Origin of the sequence: Bradyrhizobium sp. WSM3983 (assembly GCF_000473045.1) — a bacterium.
Taxonomy (GTDB): domain Bacteria; phylum Pseudomonadota; class Alphaproteobacteria; order Rhizobiales; family Xanthobacteraceae; genus Bradyrhizobium.
The window spans coordinates 175,808-193,736 of sequence record NZ_AXAY01000009.1; the positions used below are offsets into that span (position 1 = coordinate 175,808).

15 protein-coding genes are annotated in these 17,929 nt (G+C 58.5%); 12 read left to right on the forward strand and 3 right to left on the reverse strand.

All coding sequences use genetic code 11. The annotated features are described in order from the left end of the window. Window positions 1-7 precede the first annotated feature (7 nt). From YUA_RS52585 to YUA_RS51695, 7 genes are all read left to right on the forward strand, one after another. Window positions 8-2,011, forward strand: a complete 2,004-nt coding sequence (locus YUA_RS52585) for an ATP-binding cassette domain-containing protein (RefSeq protein WP_084292645.1) — start codon at window positions 8-10, stop codon at window positions 2,009-2,011. A gap of 254 nt (window positions 2,012-2,265) precedes the next feature. After that, window positions 2,266-2,862 carry an ABC transporter permease gene (locus tag YUA_RS0116860; RefSeq protein ID WP_245285186.1) on the forward strand — a complete coding sequence of 199 codons (597 nt, stop codon included), beginning with the start codon at window positions 2,266-2,268 and terminating at the stop codon, window positions 2,860-2,862. Next, window positions 2,859-3,605 (forward strand): SDR family NAD(P)-dependent oxidoreductase, encoded by a 747-nt coding sequence (locus YUA_RS0116865; RefSeq protein ID WP_027531767.1) that lies wholly within the window; start codon window positions 2,859-2,861, stop codon window positions 3,603-3,605. Before YUA_RS0116860 ends, YUA_RS0116865 begins: the two co-directional genes overlap by 4 nt. 72 nt (window positions 3,606-3,677) lie before the next feature. After that, window positions 3,678-4,910 (forward strand): PotD/PotF family extracellular solute-binding protein, encoded by a 1,233-nt coding sequence (locus tag YUA_RS0116870; protein ID WP_027531768.1) that lies wholly within the window; start codon window positions 3,678-3,680, stop codon window positions 4,908-4,910. A gap of 10 nt (window positions 4,911-4,920) precedes the next feature. After that, a complete protein-coding gene (locus YUA_RS0116875) occupies window positions 4,921-5,997 on the forward strand; it encodes an ABC transporter ATP-binding protein (protein WP_051383218.1) in 1,077 nt (358 codons plus the stop codon). 31 nt (window positions 5,998-6,028) lie between these two features. Then, on the forward strand, window positions 6,029-7,432 hold the full coding sequence (gene hydA / locus YUA_RS44160) for a dihydropyrimidinase (protein ID WP_156947145.1): 1,404 nt from the start codon (window positions 6,029-6,031) through the stop codon (window positions 7,430-7,432). A 328-nt stretch (window positions 7,433-7,760) separates the two neighbouring features. Beyond that, the gene (locus tag YUA_RS51695; RefSeq protein ID WP_156947146.1) at window positions 7,761-9,011 is read left to right on the forward strand and encodes an ABC transporter substrate-binding protein; all 1,251 of its coding nucleotides are present in this window, start codon (window positions 7,761-7,763) and stop codon (window positions 9,009-9,011) included. 38 nt (window positions 9,012-9,049) lie between these two features. Here YUA_RS51695 and YUA_RS0116895 read toward each other — a convergent pair whose 3' ends face one another. Further along, window positions 9,050-10,129 (reverse strand): LysR family transcriptional regulator, encoded by a 1,080-nt coding sequence (locus YUA_RS0116895; RefSeq protein ID WP_245285187.1) that lies wholly within the window; start codon window positions 10,127-10,129, stop codon window positions 9,050-9,052. 121 nt (window positions 10,130-10,250) lie between these two features. On the opposite strand from YUA_RS0116895, the gene YUA_RS0116900 reads away from it, so the two are divergent. The 5 genes from YUA_RS0116900 to YUA_RS0116920 all read left to right on the forward strand — a co-directional run bounded on the left by YUA_RS0116900 (window position 10,251) and on the right by YUA_RS0116920 (window position 15,368). Continuing rightward, a complete protein-coding gene (locus tag YUA_RS0116900; RefSeq protein WP_027531771.1) occupies window positions 10,251-11,480 on the forward strand; it encodes an ABC transporter substrate-binding protein in 1,230 nt (409 codons plus the stop codon). Window positions 11,481-11,582: 102 nt separating this feature from the next. Continuing rightward, on the forward strand, window positions 11,583-11,747 hold the full coding sequence (locus YUA_RS50020) for a GAF domain-containing protein (protein ID WP_156947147.1): 165 nt from the start codon (window positions 11,583-11,585) through the stop codon (window positions 11,745-11,747). A gap of 279 nt (window positions 11,748-12,026) precedes the next feature. Next, the gene (locus tag YUA_RS0116910) at window positions 12,027-12,443 is read left to right on the forward strand and encodes a nuclear transport factor 2 family protein (RefSeq protein ID WP_027531772.1); all 417 of its coding nucleotides are present in this window, start codon (window positions 12,027-12,029) and stop codon (window positions 12,441-12,443) included. 58 nt (window positions 12,444-12,501) lie between these two features. Then, window positions 12,502-13,719 carry an ABC transporter substrate-binding protein gene (locus tag YUA_RS0116915; RefSeq protein WP_084292646.1) on the forward strand — a complete coding sequence of 406 codons (1,218 nt, stop codon included), beginning with the start codon at window positions 12,502-12,504 and terminating at the stop codon, window positions 13,717-13,719. Window positions 13,720-13,739: 20 nt separating this feature from the next. Further along, window positions 13,740-15,368, forward strand: a complete 1,629-nt coding sequence (locus tag YUA_RS0116920; RefSeq protein ID WP_084292647.1) for an ABC transporter substrate-binding protein — start codon at window positions 13,740-13,742, stop codon at window positions 15,366-15,368. A 40-nt stretch (window positions 15,369-15,408) separates the two neighbouring features. Here the strand turns inward: YUA_RS0116920 and YUA_RS0116925 are convergent, their stop codons facing one another. Next, the gene (locus tag YUA_RS0116925) at window positions 15,409-16,353 is read right to left on the reverse strand and encodes a LysR substrate-binding domain-containing protein (RefSeq protein WP_027531775.1); all 945 of its coding nucleotides are present in this window, start codon (window positions 16,351-16,353) and stop codon (window positions 15,409-15,411) included. A gap of 45 nt (window positions 16,354-16,398) precedes the next feature. After that, window positions 16,399-17,823 carry an amidase gene (locus YUA_RS0116930; RefSeq protein ID WP_027531776.1) on the reverse strand — a complete coding sequence of 475 codons (1,425 nt, stop codon included), beginning with the start codon at window positions 17,821-17,823 and terminating at the stop codon, window positions 16,399-16,401. Between the last annotated feature and the right edge of the window lie 106 nt (window positions 17,824-17,929).

Sequence of the window (17,929 nt, forward strand, 5' to 3'; positions counted from 1 at the left end):
GGCCTGAATGAACGATCACCCCACCAAGATGTTTTCGCAACTCGATGGTGCTGAGCCATCCGAGATCGATGGTCTGGGGCTATCCCTGCGGGGCATCAGCAGGGAGATCGGAGGCAGGCGGATACTCGAGAATATAAGTCTTGAGATCCACAGAAGCGAGTATGTGGCTGTCGTCGGTCGAAGCGGGTCCGGCAAGACGGTCCTGCTCCGAATGATCGCGGGCTTCGAGGAAACGAAAGAAGGCAAACTACTCCTGGATGGGATCGACGTAACCTCCAAGAAGGCTGCCGAGCGCGGCGTAGGCGTGGTGTTCCAATCTTTCGCGCTTTTCCCGCATCTAAATGTGTCCCGGAACGTGGCTTTTGGCCTCCAGTACGGCGGGCGGACACCGCAATCCAAGGACAATGTCGCCGAGGCGGTTCGCTGGGCATTGGAACTGGTAGATCTCGGCGACCTCGGCGATCGTCAGATCCAGCAACTCTCGGGCGGTCAGAAGCAACGCGTGGCGCTCGCAAGGACGCTCGTTATCAGACCGCGTGTACTGCTCCTGGATGAACCGCTGGGCGCACTCGATGCGGGCCTTCGCGCAAGAATGCAACGAGAGCTCGTGGCGTTACAGAGGCGACTCCAAATCCCATTTATCCATTTTACCGGCGATGACGCGGAAGCTCTGTCGGTCGGCGACCGGATCGTCGTATTGGATGCTGGACATATCGAGCAGGTCGGAAGCCCATCGCAGATCCTGTCGACGCCACGCTCGGAACGCGTAGCCAGGGTATTCGATCGCTTCAACATCGTTAGTTCGCGCGAACTTGGGCGCGGCTCGTATCCAGGCATGCACCCCGATTGCCTGGCTTGTTTTCCCATTCAATCGACGAAGGTCGAAGAAACGCAGCCGACGCCGCCCGGTACGAGCGGTCAATCTGCTATCGAAGCGAGCTTCATTGCGTCGGAGCGGCTGGATGGAAAGATTCGCGGCTTCTTCGCGTCAGGCGACGGTACGATTCTGCAGACCGAGCGGGACGTCGACGAGCATACCGAGCCACTGGTGCCGCGACGCACTTATCGACTGACCTGGCCGGCCACTGTCACGCAGGTATTCGAATCCACGGCCCCTCAGGACGAACCGTCGACATTACAGCAGGTAAGGTCGCCGCCGTCGGCTCGGACAGCACGGTCAGGGCTCCTTGTGTTGCCCGCGGTCCTCTGGATGATGCTATTTCTTCTACTGCCGCTGGCTGCCATAGTCATCGTAAGCTTTTGGACGCAGACGACCTTCGCCATTCGCCCCATTCCGACGCTTTCGAACTGGACCAACTTCCTAACGACGCGGACGTATCTAGAGGCCACGCTCACCACACTCAGGTTGTGGGGAATCGTTCTGACTGCCTCGTTCATATTGAGCGTTCCTGTAGCGGTCTACATCGGCCTCTTCGTCAGAAGCCGGACGGTCCAGACCGCTCTCATCGTCGCGTGCATCATTCCATTTTGGACATCCTTTCTTATTCGAGTTCTCGCATGGCGTCCGATGCTCGGACGAGAGGGAGCTGTGAACGAGATCCTGCAGTGGCTTCACGTGACGAGCGCGCCGCTCGATCAGTTGCTGTTCTCAGAGCTGAGCGTTCTTATCGGAATGACTCAGGTCTACTCGGTATTCGTAGTAGGGCCGGTCGCGTACATGGTCTCACGTATCGATCGTAATCTTATCGAGGCGGCGCGAGACCTCGGCGCGAGCTTCTTAGCAGTTCTGTTTCGGATCGTGTTGCCGTTGAGCAAGCCGGGATTGTTGGTTGGGGCCATATTCGTCTCCGTGATGGTGCTCGGAGAGTTTGCGACCTCAGCCGCGTTGTCAGGACGTCAGGTCAACCTCCTTGGAAACGTCATAGTGAACCAGGTCGGCACCCTTCGATGGGCGTTAGCCTCAGTCGTGGGCTGCGTCCTGACGATGCTGGCGGTGCTGGTGGTCGGTGGGCTGTTCAGGATTGCCGCCATCAAGCGGGGGTTCCGCTGATGGAGGGGCACAATCTGATCAGAACGGCGCTTCTCGTTTGGTGCGCGGCATTCTTGGCCTTCCTGTATTCGCCACTGCTCGTGATGGGGGTCCTTAGTTTTCAGACTGGGCCCGATGGCGGACCACAGTTCCCCATCGTTGAGTGGTCGCTCTATTGGTATCGGCACCTGTTCGGTCTGACGCCGCCGTCGCGCGTCGCGCCGCTTCCGATCGGCGACGCTTTGTTGAGGTCGTTGACGTTGGCGTGTCTCACGATGGTGATCTCGACCATCTTGGGCGTGCTGGCCGCCAATGCCTTCCGCCGTCGGTTCCTCGGCGATCGCGTGGCCTTCGGGTTGATCTTGCTCGGGATGCTCACTCCAGGTGTCCTTGTCGGTCTCGGGATCGCGCTCCTGGCGAACGGAGCGGGAATACCGCGTACGTGGTGGGGTACCGGGCTTGCAGCGCACGTCGTGTATACCCTGCCATTCTCGTTTCTCGTTATGACCGTCGTGTTTCGCCGCTTCGATCCAGTGCTTGAGGACGCCGCGGCGAGTCTCGGCGTATCGCCGGCGCGGACATTTAGGCGTGTGACGTTCCCCCTGATCAGTCCAGGCATCGTGAGCTCGATGCTGTTCGCTTTCACACTCAGCTATGACGAATTCGCGAGGACGCTGTTTTCCGCCGGCGCCGATGCGACATTGCCGCTCGCAATCTACGGCACTTTCACGACCGAGATTCATCCGAATTTGTTCGCATTCGGTGTCATCACCACTCTGTTCTCTCTCTCCTTGCTGGCTGTCTACGGGGCGTTGATGGCGATCACCGTGATGCGAACTAAGCGGCACGCCATTCAGGAGGAAATCGCATGAAAGGCGCGCCGATATCCGACCAGACCGCTATCGTTACGGGCGCAGCAAGCGGAATCGGAAAGGCGATCGCCGAGAAGCTCTGTGCCTTGGGTTATCGGCTCGTGCTCGGCGACAAGTCGGAGTCGGTGAGAGACGTCGTAGAGTGTCTAAACTCTAAGGAGGGACAGGCGACGGCCGTGATCGGCGATGTGGCCGACCCTCATCATGCGCATTCGCTTATCGCGGAAGCGCAGCGCTATGGAGGCGCATGCGCGCTAGTGAACAACGCCGGATATCTGGTCCAGTCGCCGTTCACCTCCCTGACGATCTCCGAGTGGGATCGGATGATAGCGGTCCACCTGCGCGGGACGTTTCTCTGCTGCGCCGCCGCGATTCCGCTGATGTTGGCTCGTGGAGGCGGGACCATCGTGAACATGGCATCTCAGCTTGGCCAGAAAGGCGGGATCGAGTTGGCGCATTACTCGGCCGCTAAAGCCGGCATCATAGGACTGACGAAATCGCTCGCCCTCGAGCTCAGCTCCAAGAACATCCGCGTGAATGCCGTCGCGCCGGGGCCCATCAATACGCCTCTTACCTTGGAGGCGTCCAAGGCATGGCGCGATCGAAAGCTTGATGAACTCCCGTTGGGTATCTTCGGCGACCCGTCGGACGTAGCGGAGACAGTTGCGTTCTTACTTTCTCCTGCGGCCCGCCTTTACGTCGGGCAGACGCTCGGACCGAACAGCGGAGACGTGATGTTGTGAACGTGCCGGCCGACGCCGCCGTACGGCTGGCGTCGCTCAAAGAGTTGAATCGAAACCAAAGGGGCAGCTGCTATGGATCTGATGAAGTCGACACGACGCAACGTTCTTAAGTCTACTGCCGGCGCGATTGCGCTCGCGGCCGGTGGCGGTACGCCCTTCCTCAAATCCTCGATTGCATGGGCAAAGGCCAACGATCTCGCGAAGCAGAAGCTAAGCACTATCGGGGTCTCGGTGTCCGTCCAGGAGCGCATACTTTCGGCATTCAAGGCGGAAAGCGGCGTAGGCGCGGTTTCAGGCACGACCGCGACTTTTCCGGACGCTCAGACGAGGATTCTCTCGGGGTCGACCGAATACGACTGCTGGGAAACGATGGGTGAGCGCGTACCCGCGCTGGTTTCTACAAGCAATGCGGTGCCGATCGAAATCTCGGCCATTCCACATTGGCGCGACATTCGAGAGACGTTTCTCAAGCCGGATCCGAAATTCTCCCCCGATGCTCAGGTGTTCGGACAGATATGGGCGGATAAGGCCCAGACCAAGTTGTGGATGGTACCTACGATCTACAATTTCGATAGCGTCGGCTACAACCCCGACGCGGTCGCCGCGGAGGAGGCCGGAAGTTGGGCGGCGATCTTCGACGAGAAGTGGAAAGGACGCTCGGGATTGAATACCGATCCACTGATGGCGATGGGAGAGGCGCTCCTGGCCATGAACACGACTGGCCTCTTGGAAGTGAAGAACCCCGGCAACCCCAGCAAGAAGCAGATCGACGAAGCCATCAAGTTTTTGATTTCGAAGAAGAAGGGACGTCAGTTCCGCGCGCTCTGGGGTGATTTTGGAGAGCTGGTCAATTATCTTGCGTCCGGCGAGATAGTGATCAGTGATGCTTGGCAGCCGGCGATCATGGCCGTACGTGCGCAAGGCAAGCCCGCTCGATACGCGATTCCCAAAGAAGGCTATCGCGCCTGGGCCTACGGCGTCTCACAGTTGAAAGTGTCCCGCAATCCCGAGGCGGTGCTCGCGTATGCCGATTACTGGTTGTCCGGCCCTCCATCCGCCGTGGTCTCGGAACAAGGTTATTATTCTCCGACCCGAACGATCAAGAACGCGATGAAGCCGGAAAAGTACGCGTTCTGGTACGAGGGAAAGTCCTGGATCGGCCCGCCGGAGCGGGGAATTGTCGAAGGCGAAGTGCGTGACGGCGGATCGCTTGAGGCGCGATCCTCGCATGTCGCCTTCTGGCACCAGTGGCCCGACGAGTATGACTATCTCGTTCAACGCTGGGATGAGTTCTTGACTGCGTGAGGCATCGATCATGGTCAGCCTCGCGCTGGAGAATCTGAGTAAGGTCTATCCCAACGGCGTAGTCGGCGTTCGAAGGGTTGACCTCGATGTCCAAGCGGGCGAGTTCATCGCTCTGGTAGGCCCCTCGGGCTGCGGGAAAACCACCACTTTGCGGATGGTCGCTGGCTTCGAAAAATGTTCCGCGGGGCGGGTTCTGATCGAGAGGCGTGACGTTACGCGCTTGCCCCCCGAGAGGCGTCCTACCGCAATGGTATTTCAAGACTATGCGTTGTTCCCACATCTCAATGTTCGGGAGAACATCGCCTTCGGGCTACGTTTCCAAAGTCGGGGGCGGCCAAGCGAACGGATAGCCGATCTGGCTCGGATGCTTCGTCTGGAGGACGTTCTCAATCGGCAGATCGACTCTTTGTCGGGCGGGCAGCGGCAACGCGTAGCATTGGCAAGAGCGCTTTCGGTCGAACCTTCGATCCTCCTATTGGACGAGCCGCTTGGTGCATTAGATGCGAGCCTCAGAAAGGAGGTGCAATCCGAGCTCAAGATACTGCAACGGCGTCTTGGGCTGACGTTTCTTTTCGTGACGCATAGCCAGGCGGAGGCATTGGCTCTTTCCGATCGCATCGTCGTGATGAACGCCGGCTGGGTTGAACAGGTCAGTACTCCCGAAGATCTTTGCGCCCGGCCAACGTCCCGGTTCGTGGCCAAGTTCGTAGGAAGAAATCTTGTTCTCGACGCCGATGTAATCGATCGACGTGGAGGTGAAGTCCAAGTCGAAACCCGGCTCGGGACGTTTGGCGCAAAAGGCGAGCTCCGAAGCGGAAATGCGGCATTGTCCATCAACCTCGACCGCATCGACATCGCTGGGGTCGCGAATCGGCGCGAAGTCGAGGCGAACTATAATTCCTTGGAGGCTCGAGTGGTCACAAGCTGCACGGTCGCCGGCCGAATAAGCCTCTCGCTTGGCCTGGCCGACGGCTCCGAGATCCGCGTCGATCGGCGAGCAGATCGCTTCGATACCGGCGCTCTCGAAGCGGGCGCTTCCGTAAAACTGACCTGGAAGATCGAGGACGCGACATTGGTGACTGCGTGACGGTGCGTCAGTCGCAACAGGAGGAGTGAGCATGGGAATTCTGATCAAGAACGGCACTGTTGTGAATGCACATCAGACATTGAGCGCCGATGTTTATTGCGACGCAGACAAGATCACCGCGATAGGCAAGGATCTGGAGGTTCCCGCGGGAACGCAGATTATCGATGCCGATGGGAAGCTAGTCATGCCTGGCGGCATCGATCCGCACACGCATTTCGAGTTGTTGTTCATGGGCACGGTTAGCCGAGATGACTTCTTCTCTGGCACGGCCGCGGGCCTGGCCGGTGGAACTACGACAACTATCGACATGTGCATCCCCGATCCGGGACAATCGCTCTTGGAGGGGGTATCCGTCTGGAAGCAGCGGGCAGAGAAAGCGGCTGCCGACTACTCGTTTCATGTGGCAGTCAGCTCATGGTCAACACGTGTCAGCGAGGAGATGGGAGAGGTCGTCAAGACGCACGGAATTCCAAGCTTCAAACACTTCATGGCGTACAAGGGCGCCTACATGGTCGATGACGAAGCCATGCTCCATAGCTTTGCCCGCGCCAGGGAGCTTGGCGCGATCGTCAATGTGCACTGCGAAAACGGCGATGCCGTAGCTTATTTGCAAGCAGATCTTTTGAGGCGCGGCGTGACGGGGCCGGAAGGCCATCCGTTGTCTCGGCCGATCGAAGTCGAGGCTGAAGCCACGAACAGGGTCATCTCGATCGCTCAAATCACGAAGACACCCCTGTATATCGTCCACGTTTCGTGCAAAGAAGCGCTCGAGGCGGTATCACGAGCGAGACTTTCCGGTCAGAAAGTGTACGCAGAAGCTCTTGGAGCCCATCTTACGATCGACGACAGCGTCTACAAGTCCGCGGATTTTGACGAAGCTGCGGGTTTTGTTATGAGCCCTCCGTTCAGGTCGAAAGGACATTGCCAGGCACTGTGGAATGGGCTTCAGGCCGGCCACATTCAGGTCGTGGCAAGCGACCACGTCACATTCAACAAGGAACAGAAGAGGATGGGGCGCGATAATTTTGCGGCCATTCCGAACGGAACCGGCGGAATCGAAGATCGAATGTCGCTCGTTTGGGATGGAGGGGTGCGTCGTGGTCTATTGTCGCCGGAAGAGTTCGTCGCCGTCACATCGGCGAACGCAGCAAAGATCTACAATATGTGGCCGCGAAAGGGATTGGTCGCCCCTGGGGCAGATGCGGACATCGTCGTGTGGGATCCGCATGCAAGTAAGACCATCAGCGCAAAAACGCATAATCACGCGACGGATTTCAGCATCTTCGAAGGCAGAACCGTTACAGGCATCCCGAGCGCTACAGTCGCACGGGGACGTATCGCCTACCTGAACGGGCAGCTTCGCGCAGAGCGAGGCGCAGGACGTCTTGTCAAGAGATACGCGTTTGGTGTCGCATATGCCGCAAATCACGCGTAGCGTGCCGGCTAGTGGGTGGAATCGACCCGAAATACGGAACAACGTCATGTACGACGTTTATCTCAGCGGAATTGGCGCGGGCATCGCGAAACGGTTGGCCAGCGAAGGAGCCAACGTACTTGCTGTAGACCGCGATGCCGCTGGGCTCGCTACATGGGGTGGACGTAAAGCGGGGCAGCGTCATTGCGCATCAGCGCCATGTACGCGCCGAACGGCGGTCTGAATCCCAGCATATCCATCGAGGAATGGGAGCTGTTCTTCTCACGGATCGGCGCGGCCTCGGATTTTAGTGACGACTGGCTCAGTTACTCAGGCGTCAAACTGCAAGTTGACGGAGGCATTGACGCTGCGAACAGCCGCGATGCGGGACGGCTATCCCGACGATCGCGAATACAAGGGCACCATCGTCATAGAGCCCTCTAGGTTCAATGCCCTCGTTGCGACCGCCAACCGCTACGGCTGGCGTGTCGGCGTTCATGCGGTCGGCGACACCGCTATCGACCGCGTTCTGGATGCCTATGAACTGGCAGACGCGGAGCGGTCCATCAAAGGCAGGCGCTTTATCGTCATCCATGGCAGCCTGATGCGACCAGACCAAATGCAACGCGCAAAACTGGACTTGCGCGTCGACGCGCAGACCTCGTTCCTTTGGGACAAGGCAGCCTTCGTGGCGAAATTTCTCGGAAAAGAGACTGCGGATCGGGCTTTCCCCATGCGGACAATGATCGACATCATGGGTTTGAATGCGGTCGGGCAGGGAACGGACTACCCGATCAATCTCCTCAATCCCTTCGCCAACAAGTACGTCATGGTCACGCGCCGCGAGCTGTTCAGCACCGAAGCAGCGATTTACGCGCGACTGGTCTCCGAGACCATTCCGCGGGCACGCATCGCGGTGCTCTATCAGAACGACGACTATGGGCGCGAATACCTTCGCAGCTTCAAGGCTGAGCTGGCGTGGCTCGATCCGCAGGCTGAAATTGTCGCTACCGCGCCTTACGAGGTGACGTCGCCGACGGTCGATTCGCAGGTGGTATCGCTAGCCAGCACCGACGCCAATGTCTTTCTGAATGCGTCGACCGGCAAGTTCACCTCGCAGGCGATCCGCAAGGCAGGTGAACTTGGATGGCACGCACAGCAGTTCTTGCCGATCGGAAGCAACTTCGTTGCGACAACTCTCAAGCCGGCGGGGCTGGAAAATGCGAAGGGCGCGATTTCGGCTACGCCGACAAAGACCGTGGGCGATCCCGAATGGGCCCACGACCCTGCCTATCTCGAGTGGTTGGCTTTCATGAAGAAGTATTATCCGGAAGGCGATATCGAGGACCAGCTAAACTTCACGGGATGGAACGTCGCCGTTCTCATGACCAAGGTGATCGAAGCCTGCGGTTCCGACCTTTCACCGCAGAACCTGATGAAGCAGGCCACGGCACTTAAGAACGTGACGCTTCCCGGCCTGATTCCCGGCATCACCGTCAATACGATCCCTGACGACTACTGCCTTATCAAATCACTCAGGCCGCAACGCTTCGATGGTGAGCGTTGGGTCCCGATTTTCGGCACTATGGCAGCTCGATAGGGCACGGAGCCGTCGGCCTGAGCGAAGCGAGCTATCCGCTAACGCCCGCGCCTGAGGTCCTCGGTCGCGCGCCGGAGAATTTCGTGAAGCCATTCGTGCGATGGCTCGCCCTCGACACGTTCGTGCCACAGCAGCCGGACCTCGACGGGCGTAGTGGTGTAGGGCAGCTCGTAGGTCGTGATGGCATGGGTTTGCTCGAGCGCTCTCGCCAACGGACCCGGGACGATCGCCGCCAGTTCGGAATCCACGAGCAGGGCGGGCAGGGCAAGAAAATGTGGCAGCGAAACCGCTATTCGCGGCGGCCGGTCGCATTCGGACAGCGCCCGTTCGAGCGCCGGGCGGTCGTACATTTCGGACCGCCTGGCGAGACCCCGCTCGGAAATGAAGCCTCCGACAGCGCCCTCCGGCTCGCCGCCAAAGGAGACGACGACAAGCGGCATGCGCGCCAGCTTCGCCTTGTCAAGCCGGCCAAGCTTGCGCTTCCCGCCGACGATCAGCACGTCGCTATATTCGAACAGCAGGGCGGTGCGAAAACGGCTCGGGGGGACTGCGAAGACGCCGATGGCGACATCGATGCGGCCAAGGTCGATCTGCTCGGCAAGGTCGATCCGCGTCACCGGTTTGATGGTCAGGTCGATGGCTGGCGCCTCGCGGCCGAGGATCTTCAGGAGCGGAGACGTCAACACCATGGTGGTGAAGTCGTTGGCGGCCAGCGTGAACAGCTTGGTGGAGGACGCCGGAACGAAGGTCGGCAACTCAACCGCCGCCTCAAGAGAGCGCAGGGCTTCGCGAACCTGCGCAGCCATCATCAGCGCGCGCGCCGTCGGTTGCATGCCTGTTGCCGTGCGCACGAACAGGTCGTCTTCCAGCATCTCGCGGAGCCGGGCGAGTGAGTGGCTTACCGCGGACTGGCTCAGCGCGACCTTCTGGCTGGCGCGCAGCACGCTTCGTTCCTCCATGACGGCGTCGAAGACCTTGAGCAGATTCAAGTCCAATGTTTTGAAGGAAATGGACACGATACGAATCCAATCGATAGGGGGCCGCACAGCCAATGTGTTGCTGCGACCGATTCCAGTTAAAGCCAGACGCGCCGCGGACGCAACCGCGCGGGCGCTCAAGACATGCCGCGGCGTTGTCGGCGCCGGCAATCTGAAAGCGGTTCAGGACCAATCTGCAAGTGTTTCACTTCCGCAAGCGAGCGATCCCATCATTATCCACCGTGTTTGGAGGAGACGGGCAATGAGATATTGCGTGATATCGCTCGGAGCTGTCAAAGGCAACGCTATCGGGGCGGTCTTGGCGTCGGCACTTTTCGCGACGTCTGCGATGGCGCAGGACGGTCCGGTCAAGCTCGGGGTCCTGACCGACATGTCCTCGATTTACGCCGACAATGGCGGCCAGGGCTCGGTGGTTGCGGCGCAGATGGCCGTTGACGATTTCAAGGGCAAGGTGCTGGGGCGTGCCGTCGAGGTCGTCGCCGGCGACCATCAGAACAAGGCCGATGTAGGATCGGTCATCGCACGGCGTTGGCTGGAGAATGAGGGCGTCGAAGTCATACTCGACGTGCCCAATTCCGCCGTTGCCTTGGCGGTGCAGGGCATCACGCGAGACAAGAAGAAGCTGTTTCTCGCTACAGGCGCCGCGACGTCTCGCCTGACCGGCGACGGATGCTCGATGACCGGCATCCACTGGACCTATGATACCTACGCACTGTCGCAGGGCGCAACCCGGGCGATCTCGCGCCTCGGCGCAAAAAGCTGGTTCTTCCTTTCGGCAGACTATTCTCTCGGCCCGCAACTCGAGGCGGATAGCCGCCAGGTCATCGGCGCGACAGGCGGCAAGGTCGTCGGTGCCGTAAAACATCCGATCAACACGCCTGATTTCTCGTCTTTCCTGCTGCAGGCGCAATCCTCCAAGGCGGACGTGATCGCGCTCGCCGATGCCGGCGGTGATTTCATCAACGCCGTCAAGCAGGCTGGGGAGTTCGGCATTACGCGGGAGCAAAAGCTTGCCGGTCTGATCGTCTTCATCGCCTACATTCACAGCCTTGGGCTGCAAAGCGCCCAGGGCCTGATGCTCAGCTCGGCATTCTGTTGGGGCCTTAATAGCGAGACGCGCGCGTGGTCGAAGCGTGTCATCGAGAAGACCCACAAAGTCCCGACCATGATCCACGCCGGCACGTATGGTGCGGTGATACACTATCTCAAGGTGGTCGAAGCCGCAGGCACGCGCGATGGACCGACCGTTGCCGCCAAGATGCGCGAAATGCCCGTGAACGATTTCATGACCCGTAACGGTAAGATCCGGGAAGACGGCCGGTTGGTCCGCGACATGTATCTGTTCCGCGTCAAGTCCCCGGCGGAGTCCAAGTACAAGTTCGACTACTACACCCTGCTCGCGACAATTCCAGGAGAAGAAGCCTTCAAACCGATGGAGGAAGGAGGATGTCCGCTCTTGAAGAAGCCGTGATCGCCGAGCGCTGCCGTGAGACCCGTAGCCGCTGTGCCGGTGGATATGCTCTTAGCATAGGTTCGGGTTTTTCGCTGACCCGGACCAGCCCGGAGCTATGCTATGCGTTGCGGCAGCATCCTGAATGTGCCGGTGTGCTGGCAGGGCGTGGTGCTCGGTCAGATCAACTTCCTGCATAAATCTCGGCATTTCCGGGAATACCATCTCCCGATCGTCGACGCGGCGGCGCAGATAGCGGTGCCCGCCTCTTACTGCTGCCGCGCATGAGCAGTGAGTTGTCGATGACCTCGATCAGTCTCGCCTATCGCAGTAGGGTCGCACTCGCTCACAAGCTGATGCGGCCGGGCGGGAGCACTCGCAGATTCAAACGGAAACTTGACCGACTTCAACAGATCTCAGGGAATAAGTCATGCTCGCCAGTTGTATTGTTCCTCACGTCGTACCACGTAAGCGATCTCAAATTCCGATACTTGGCACTCCAAATTTTGAATTTCCATTCCACGAGCGTCCGGGGGATGTTGCACGGTCTTCGTTTGTGGAGAGCGTATGAGCACCGTCGAAAATAAGAATCTCGTGCAGCAAATCTTCATCGATTCGGCAAATGGGAGCGGTACCACGCTCCTCGATCATCTGGCGGACGACGTTTCTTGGATCATAACCGGTCAGTGGTCGTGGTCTCGGACATTCCAGGGCAGAGATGCGGTGGTGAACGGATTGATGAAAAACGTAGCATCGCTATTTGATAAGCGACTTCGTACCGTAGCGTTCAATTTCGTCGCCGAAGGAGACACGGTTGTCGTTGAAGCAAAGGGCGACAACGTCACGAAGGCCGGGCTGCGCTATGATAACGACTATTGCCTCATTTTCCGTCTCGAGAACGGCCGGATCAAGCAGATCAAGGAGTACCTGGATTCTGCTCTGGTCGAGCGAGTGCTGGGCTCATTTCCGCAAGTGACGAACTGATCCACAACTCCGCTCGAGTTGCTCGAGTGCTCTGCATCATTCAACAGGAATTAAGGACATGATAAGGGGCATCGCTTCTCTGGCAGCGTTCGCATTCGTGCTTTCGGTTTCGCATGTCAGTGCACAAAAGAAATACGACGTCGGCGCGACCGATACCGAGATCAAAATCGGACAGACAAATCCGTTCTCGGGACCGGCTTCTGCTTATGCCACGATTGGCAAGAGCGAAGCAGCGTACATCAGAATGATCAATGAGTCGGGCGGCGTAAATGGTCGAAAGATAAGCCTGATTCAGTATGACGACAGCTACAGCCCGCCAAAGACGGTAGAGCAGGTACGAAAGCTGGTCGAGAGCGATGAAGTTCTGACCACCTTCCAGATCGTGGGAACGGCTCCTAATGCGGCGGTACAGAAGTATCTTAACGCCAAGAAAGTGCCGCAGTTGTTGGCTGCTTCCGGTTCATCGAAGTTCACCGACCCGCAACATTTTCCCTGGTCGATCGCGTTTAATTTGAGTTACTTCGTGGAAGGTCGCATTTACGGTCAATACATCGCAAAAAACCATCCCGACGCCAAAATCGGGGTCCTTTATCAGAACGACGATCTCGGCAAAGACTATCTCAGCGGCATCAAGTCCGGCCTCGGCGACAAGGCTGCTAAAATGATCGTCGCTGAGGCCTCCTATGAGGTGTCGGATCCAACGATCGACTCGCAGATCGTCAAGATAAAGGATGCCGGCGCGGATCTTTTTTTCAACGCGTCGACGACAAAGCAGGCGGCGCAGGCGATCAAGAAGATTGCCGAACTGGGCTGGAAGCCCATTCATTTCGTTGACACCACAGCGACTTCGGTTGGAGCGGTCCTGCAGCCGGCCGGCCTCGAGGCGTCCAAGGGGCTGATCAGCATCGGATACATCAAGGATCCTCGCGATCCGACCTGGAAAGACGATCTAGGGATGAAGAAGTATATCGAGTTCATGGCCAAATACTATCCGGACGGCGACAAGGACTCGAGCCTGAACACCTTCGGCTATATGGCCGCCGAACTACTGATCCACGTGCTGAAAGCGTGCGGGGACGACCTGACGCGGGAGAACGTGCTTAGGCAGGCAATGAACATCAAGAACTTCCGTTCTGAACTCGCGCTACCTGGGATCGTCGTCAACACGTCGCCGACGGACTACCGGGTCAACAAGCAGTTGCAAATGATGAAGTTCAACGGCGAGCGGTGGGAGCTCTTCGGGCCGATTCTGGAAGATGTGGGCCCTGCGTTGTGACAGATGCATTGGAGTGCACCATGGATTGTTCTTCGCGCGGTGATGTGATCGCGCGCTCGTTGTTCGAATGCCTGGGTCGCTTCGCGCTGCTGCTTGTCATCCTGTGCGGGTCGTACGGCTACGCCTTACCTGCCGCCGCGCAAAGCACCAAGGCCGTTCGCGTGGTCATGCATGCGCCACTGCGCGTTACCGATCCCGTTGCCTCGGGCGCTTACATCTCTCGAGACCACGGCTACATGATCTATGATACGTTGGTCGCTCTCGACGAAAATATGGAGCCTCGGCCGCAAATGGCCGACTGGACGATTTCGGACGACAGACTGACTTATACGTTCAAACTGAGGGACGGGCTGGCCTGGCACGATGGTGAACCCGTAACCGCGGAAGATTGTGTCGCGTCGCTCAAACGATGGTGGCAACGCGATACAATGGGGCAGGTTCTAGCGAGCTATACGTCTTCGCTCGAAGCAACCGATGCGCGGACCATCACGCTGAAGTTGAAGCGGCCTGTGGGATTTGTGCTGGATGCGCTTGGAAAGCCGTCCTCCTATGTGCCCTTCATGATGCCGAGGCGCGTTGCAGACACGCCTCCAACCCAGCCCAGTACAGACACTATCGGATCAGGACCGTTCCGCTTCGTTAAAGAGGAATTTCGCCCCGGCGTTCGCGCGGTTTACGTCAGGAACGACAAATATGTCCCTAGGACCGAGAAGCCGAGTTGGGCGTCAGGCGGCAAGGTCGTAAAAGTCGATCGCGTCGAGTGGGTTGTGATACCGGACGCCCAGACCGCCATCAATGCGCTCTTGAATGGCGAAATCGACTACATCGATGAACCTCAATATGACCTGCTCAAGATACTCGAAGGCGAGAAGAACATTGTCATCAAGAACAACAACAGGTTCGGCCTTCAGGTCATGGCGAGAATGAATTTCCTCGTGCCTCCGTTCAACGACGAGAAGATTCGACGCGTAGCTATGCTCGCTTTCAAGCAAGAGAACTTCCTGGCTGCTATGGTCGGAGATCCCAGCGGTTATACGATTTGTGGTGCAATGTTCGTCTGTGGTGCCCCCTTGGCGACGGACGTCGGATCGGAAACTCTGATTCGAGGAAACGGAATGGCGGAAGCACGGAGGCTCTTGAAAGAAGCAAATTACGACGGAAAGCCCATTCGGATCGTCCAGGTGACCGACGTCAACACGCAGAAGGCCCAGCCGGTCGTGGGCGCACAACTGTTACGACAGGCGGGATTCAACGTCGAGCTATTGCCAATGGATTGGCAGACGGCATTGGCGTTGCGGAGCAATCCAAAGACAGCACAGGATGGCGGGTGGAATATATTCTTTTCCGCTTTCGCCGGCGTGGACGTGTCAAATCCACTCAGCAGCCTGCCGCTGAATGCTTCGGGCATGAACGGCTATCCCGGTTGGGCGGAAGACGCTGACATTCAAGCATTGCGGGGGCGCTTTGCCGAAGCGGAAGACGTCTCAGAGCGCAAGCGACTGGCGGCCGAGTTGCAAAAGCTGGCGTATGAACGCGTCATCTATGTGCCGCTTGGCCAGATCGCAACGCCGGCGGCCTGGAGTTCAAAACTCACCGGTGTGCTGGATGGTCCGACCGTGCCGTATTTCTGGAACCTGGAGAAGCAATGACTTGCGTGAATTGTGCTCCTAATGGGAGCGCTGCAAATATTCAGGCGACACGGGCCGATCGTCGACGTAGCCGATGCGAAAGCGGCCGGTCCGGACTAAAGTCACGAATCAATTGCCGGAAACTTTCGGCCCGCTCCGGGATCGCGGAACTGCGGCGCCACGCTAGTCCGACGTCGATGGCAATTTCATTGCCGCGGATCGGCCTGACCTCAAGACGGTCACGCTCAAGGGACCACGGCCGGTATGCGATGTCGGGCATGATAGCCCACCCGGCGCCGGTGGCAACCAAGCTGCGAACAGCTTCAACGGAGGATGTCGTCAACGTGGAACTCGGGCGCGAATGAATTGAACTCCAGGCCGCGACGACGGATCGAGGCATTTCGTCGATCGACAATTCAATCAGCGGTTCACGCACCAGCGTGCTCAGAGCAATTGCGTCTTGTGAAAGAAGAGCGTGTTCCGCCGGCAACCAGATTCGACATCGCGAGCGTGCCAAGGTGCCGAATTCCAAGGCGTTTTGGTTCTCTATATTGGAGACCAACATAAGTGCAACATCGAGTTCTCCCTTGATGAGAAGATCTTCGATGGCGGCGCGCTCGTGCTCCAGGACATTGATGGAGAAGTTGGGGAAGAGCCGTCGAAAGTGGACAAGGAGATCGGCCAGAAAATATCCAGACACCAGGCTCGTGACGCCGACACTCAAGCTGCCGGAAACTGCCTCAGGATTTGCTTTCAACACACGTCCTGCATCGGCAACCGTTGCCAGTATCAACCTCGAGTGTTGCAAGAATCGCTGGCCGTCGTAGGTCAGCGTTACTCCTTTCGAATTTCGATGGAAGAGCGTCGCCCCGATTTCGGCCTCGAGGTCTCGCAGGCTTTCCGTGATCGCGGATTGCGAAATATTCAAATGTACTGATGCACCCGATATCGACCCTGCGTCAGCGGTGGCTACAAAGTAAGAGATTTGTCTGAACGTCAAATGCATGGAATCCGTCCACTCCTTCGGGGCGCCGAGAAGTTGCTCGCATTATCAGGCGCAGATTGGCGGTAGGCGATCCTTCCAGGGCCGCGCTGTCTCAAGTTGAGACGCAAGACGAAACAACATGGCTTCGTCGCCGAAATGCGCGGTGAACATCATGCCTAGAGGTAGTTCCGCGGCGCTCCAAGCCAACGGTACGGACATCGATGGCTGGCCGGTCATATTGAACATGCTTGTGCCCGGCACGTAGCGCCTCAGCAAAGATCGAATTTCACCGGGATCTTCCGACATCGTGTCTATTTCGCCGAGGCGCACGGGCGGCAAGCACAATGTCGGCGAGAGGAAGATGTCGCAGTTCTCGAAAAAGTTCGTCATACTGCGTTTGATCAAAAATGCATTTTGCAGGGCGACGACGTAGTCTGTCGCGGTCGCGTTTTGCGCGTTTCGCATGTTGAAGAGAGTCAGGTTTTCAAGGTCATCCGGCGTCGCGAAGCGGCCGAATGCTTTTTCGGCCGCCCGCACAGTGGCAGCGGTATTGGCGGCGACAACGATGGGGGCGACCGTCGAGGGATCTGCGCCCAACTTTGGGGCCCGCTCTTCAACATGATGGCCTAAGACTTCGAGCAGACGGGCGACATCCCGCACGGCGGCAGCAACCTCGGGATCGATTGCCTCGCCTTGAGGTGTCTTGTCTGTAAAGAATACCCGCAGACGGCCGGGGTCTCGACCGACTTCGTCGAGATAAGGACGCTCGGGTTTGGGAGCGTGATAGAGGCTCGTTGGCTCTGGACCGTGCGTTGCGTCCAGCATCGCTGCACTGTCACGCACGCTTATGCTGGCTACATGCCCGCAGGAGAAGCCGCCCCAGCCTTCCCCCTTATCGGGCCCCACCGGAGTACGGGCCCGCGTCGGCTTCAGGCCGAACACGCCGCAAGCAGAAGACGGAACGCGAATGGAGCCGCCGCCATCTGTCGCGTGAGCAACCGGAACGATCCGCGCCGCAACAGCCGCCGCGGCGCCTCCGGAAGAGCCTCCCGACGAGTGATCCAAATTCCAAGGATTGCGGGTTGGACCGTGTAGCCGGCACTCGCTGGTTACCATCTGACCGAATTCAGGGCTGGAGCTCTTGCCGAAGATCGTGACACCAGCGGCCAGGTAACGCCCGGCCAATGTACCGCTGTGGTCAGCCACGAAATCGCGAAACAGGTTGGAGCCGAAGGTGGTGCGTGTCCCCTCGAGCAGGTCGAGATCCTTGAGCAGGAACGGTACGCCGGTAAATGGCCCATCGGGCAGGCCCCTTTCGATCTGGAGCCGAGCATACTCGTCGTGGCGTACTACGACGGCATTTATCCTGGGGTCTACCCGCTCGGTCCGAGCCACGGCCTCATCGAGCAATTCGCGCGCGCTGACCTGCTTGCCGCGCACCAATTCGGCTAGTCCCAGCGCATCGTAAGCGCCGTATTCCTTGAAAGACATAACAGACCTCTAAACCCGTCTTGGAACGTTCTTTGATCCGGCGAGCGCAGGGTAGTCGATTGGCGACAATCGTCAATAGGGCGATTGCGGATCAAAGTGGCGTCCG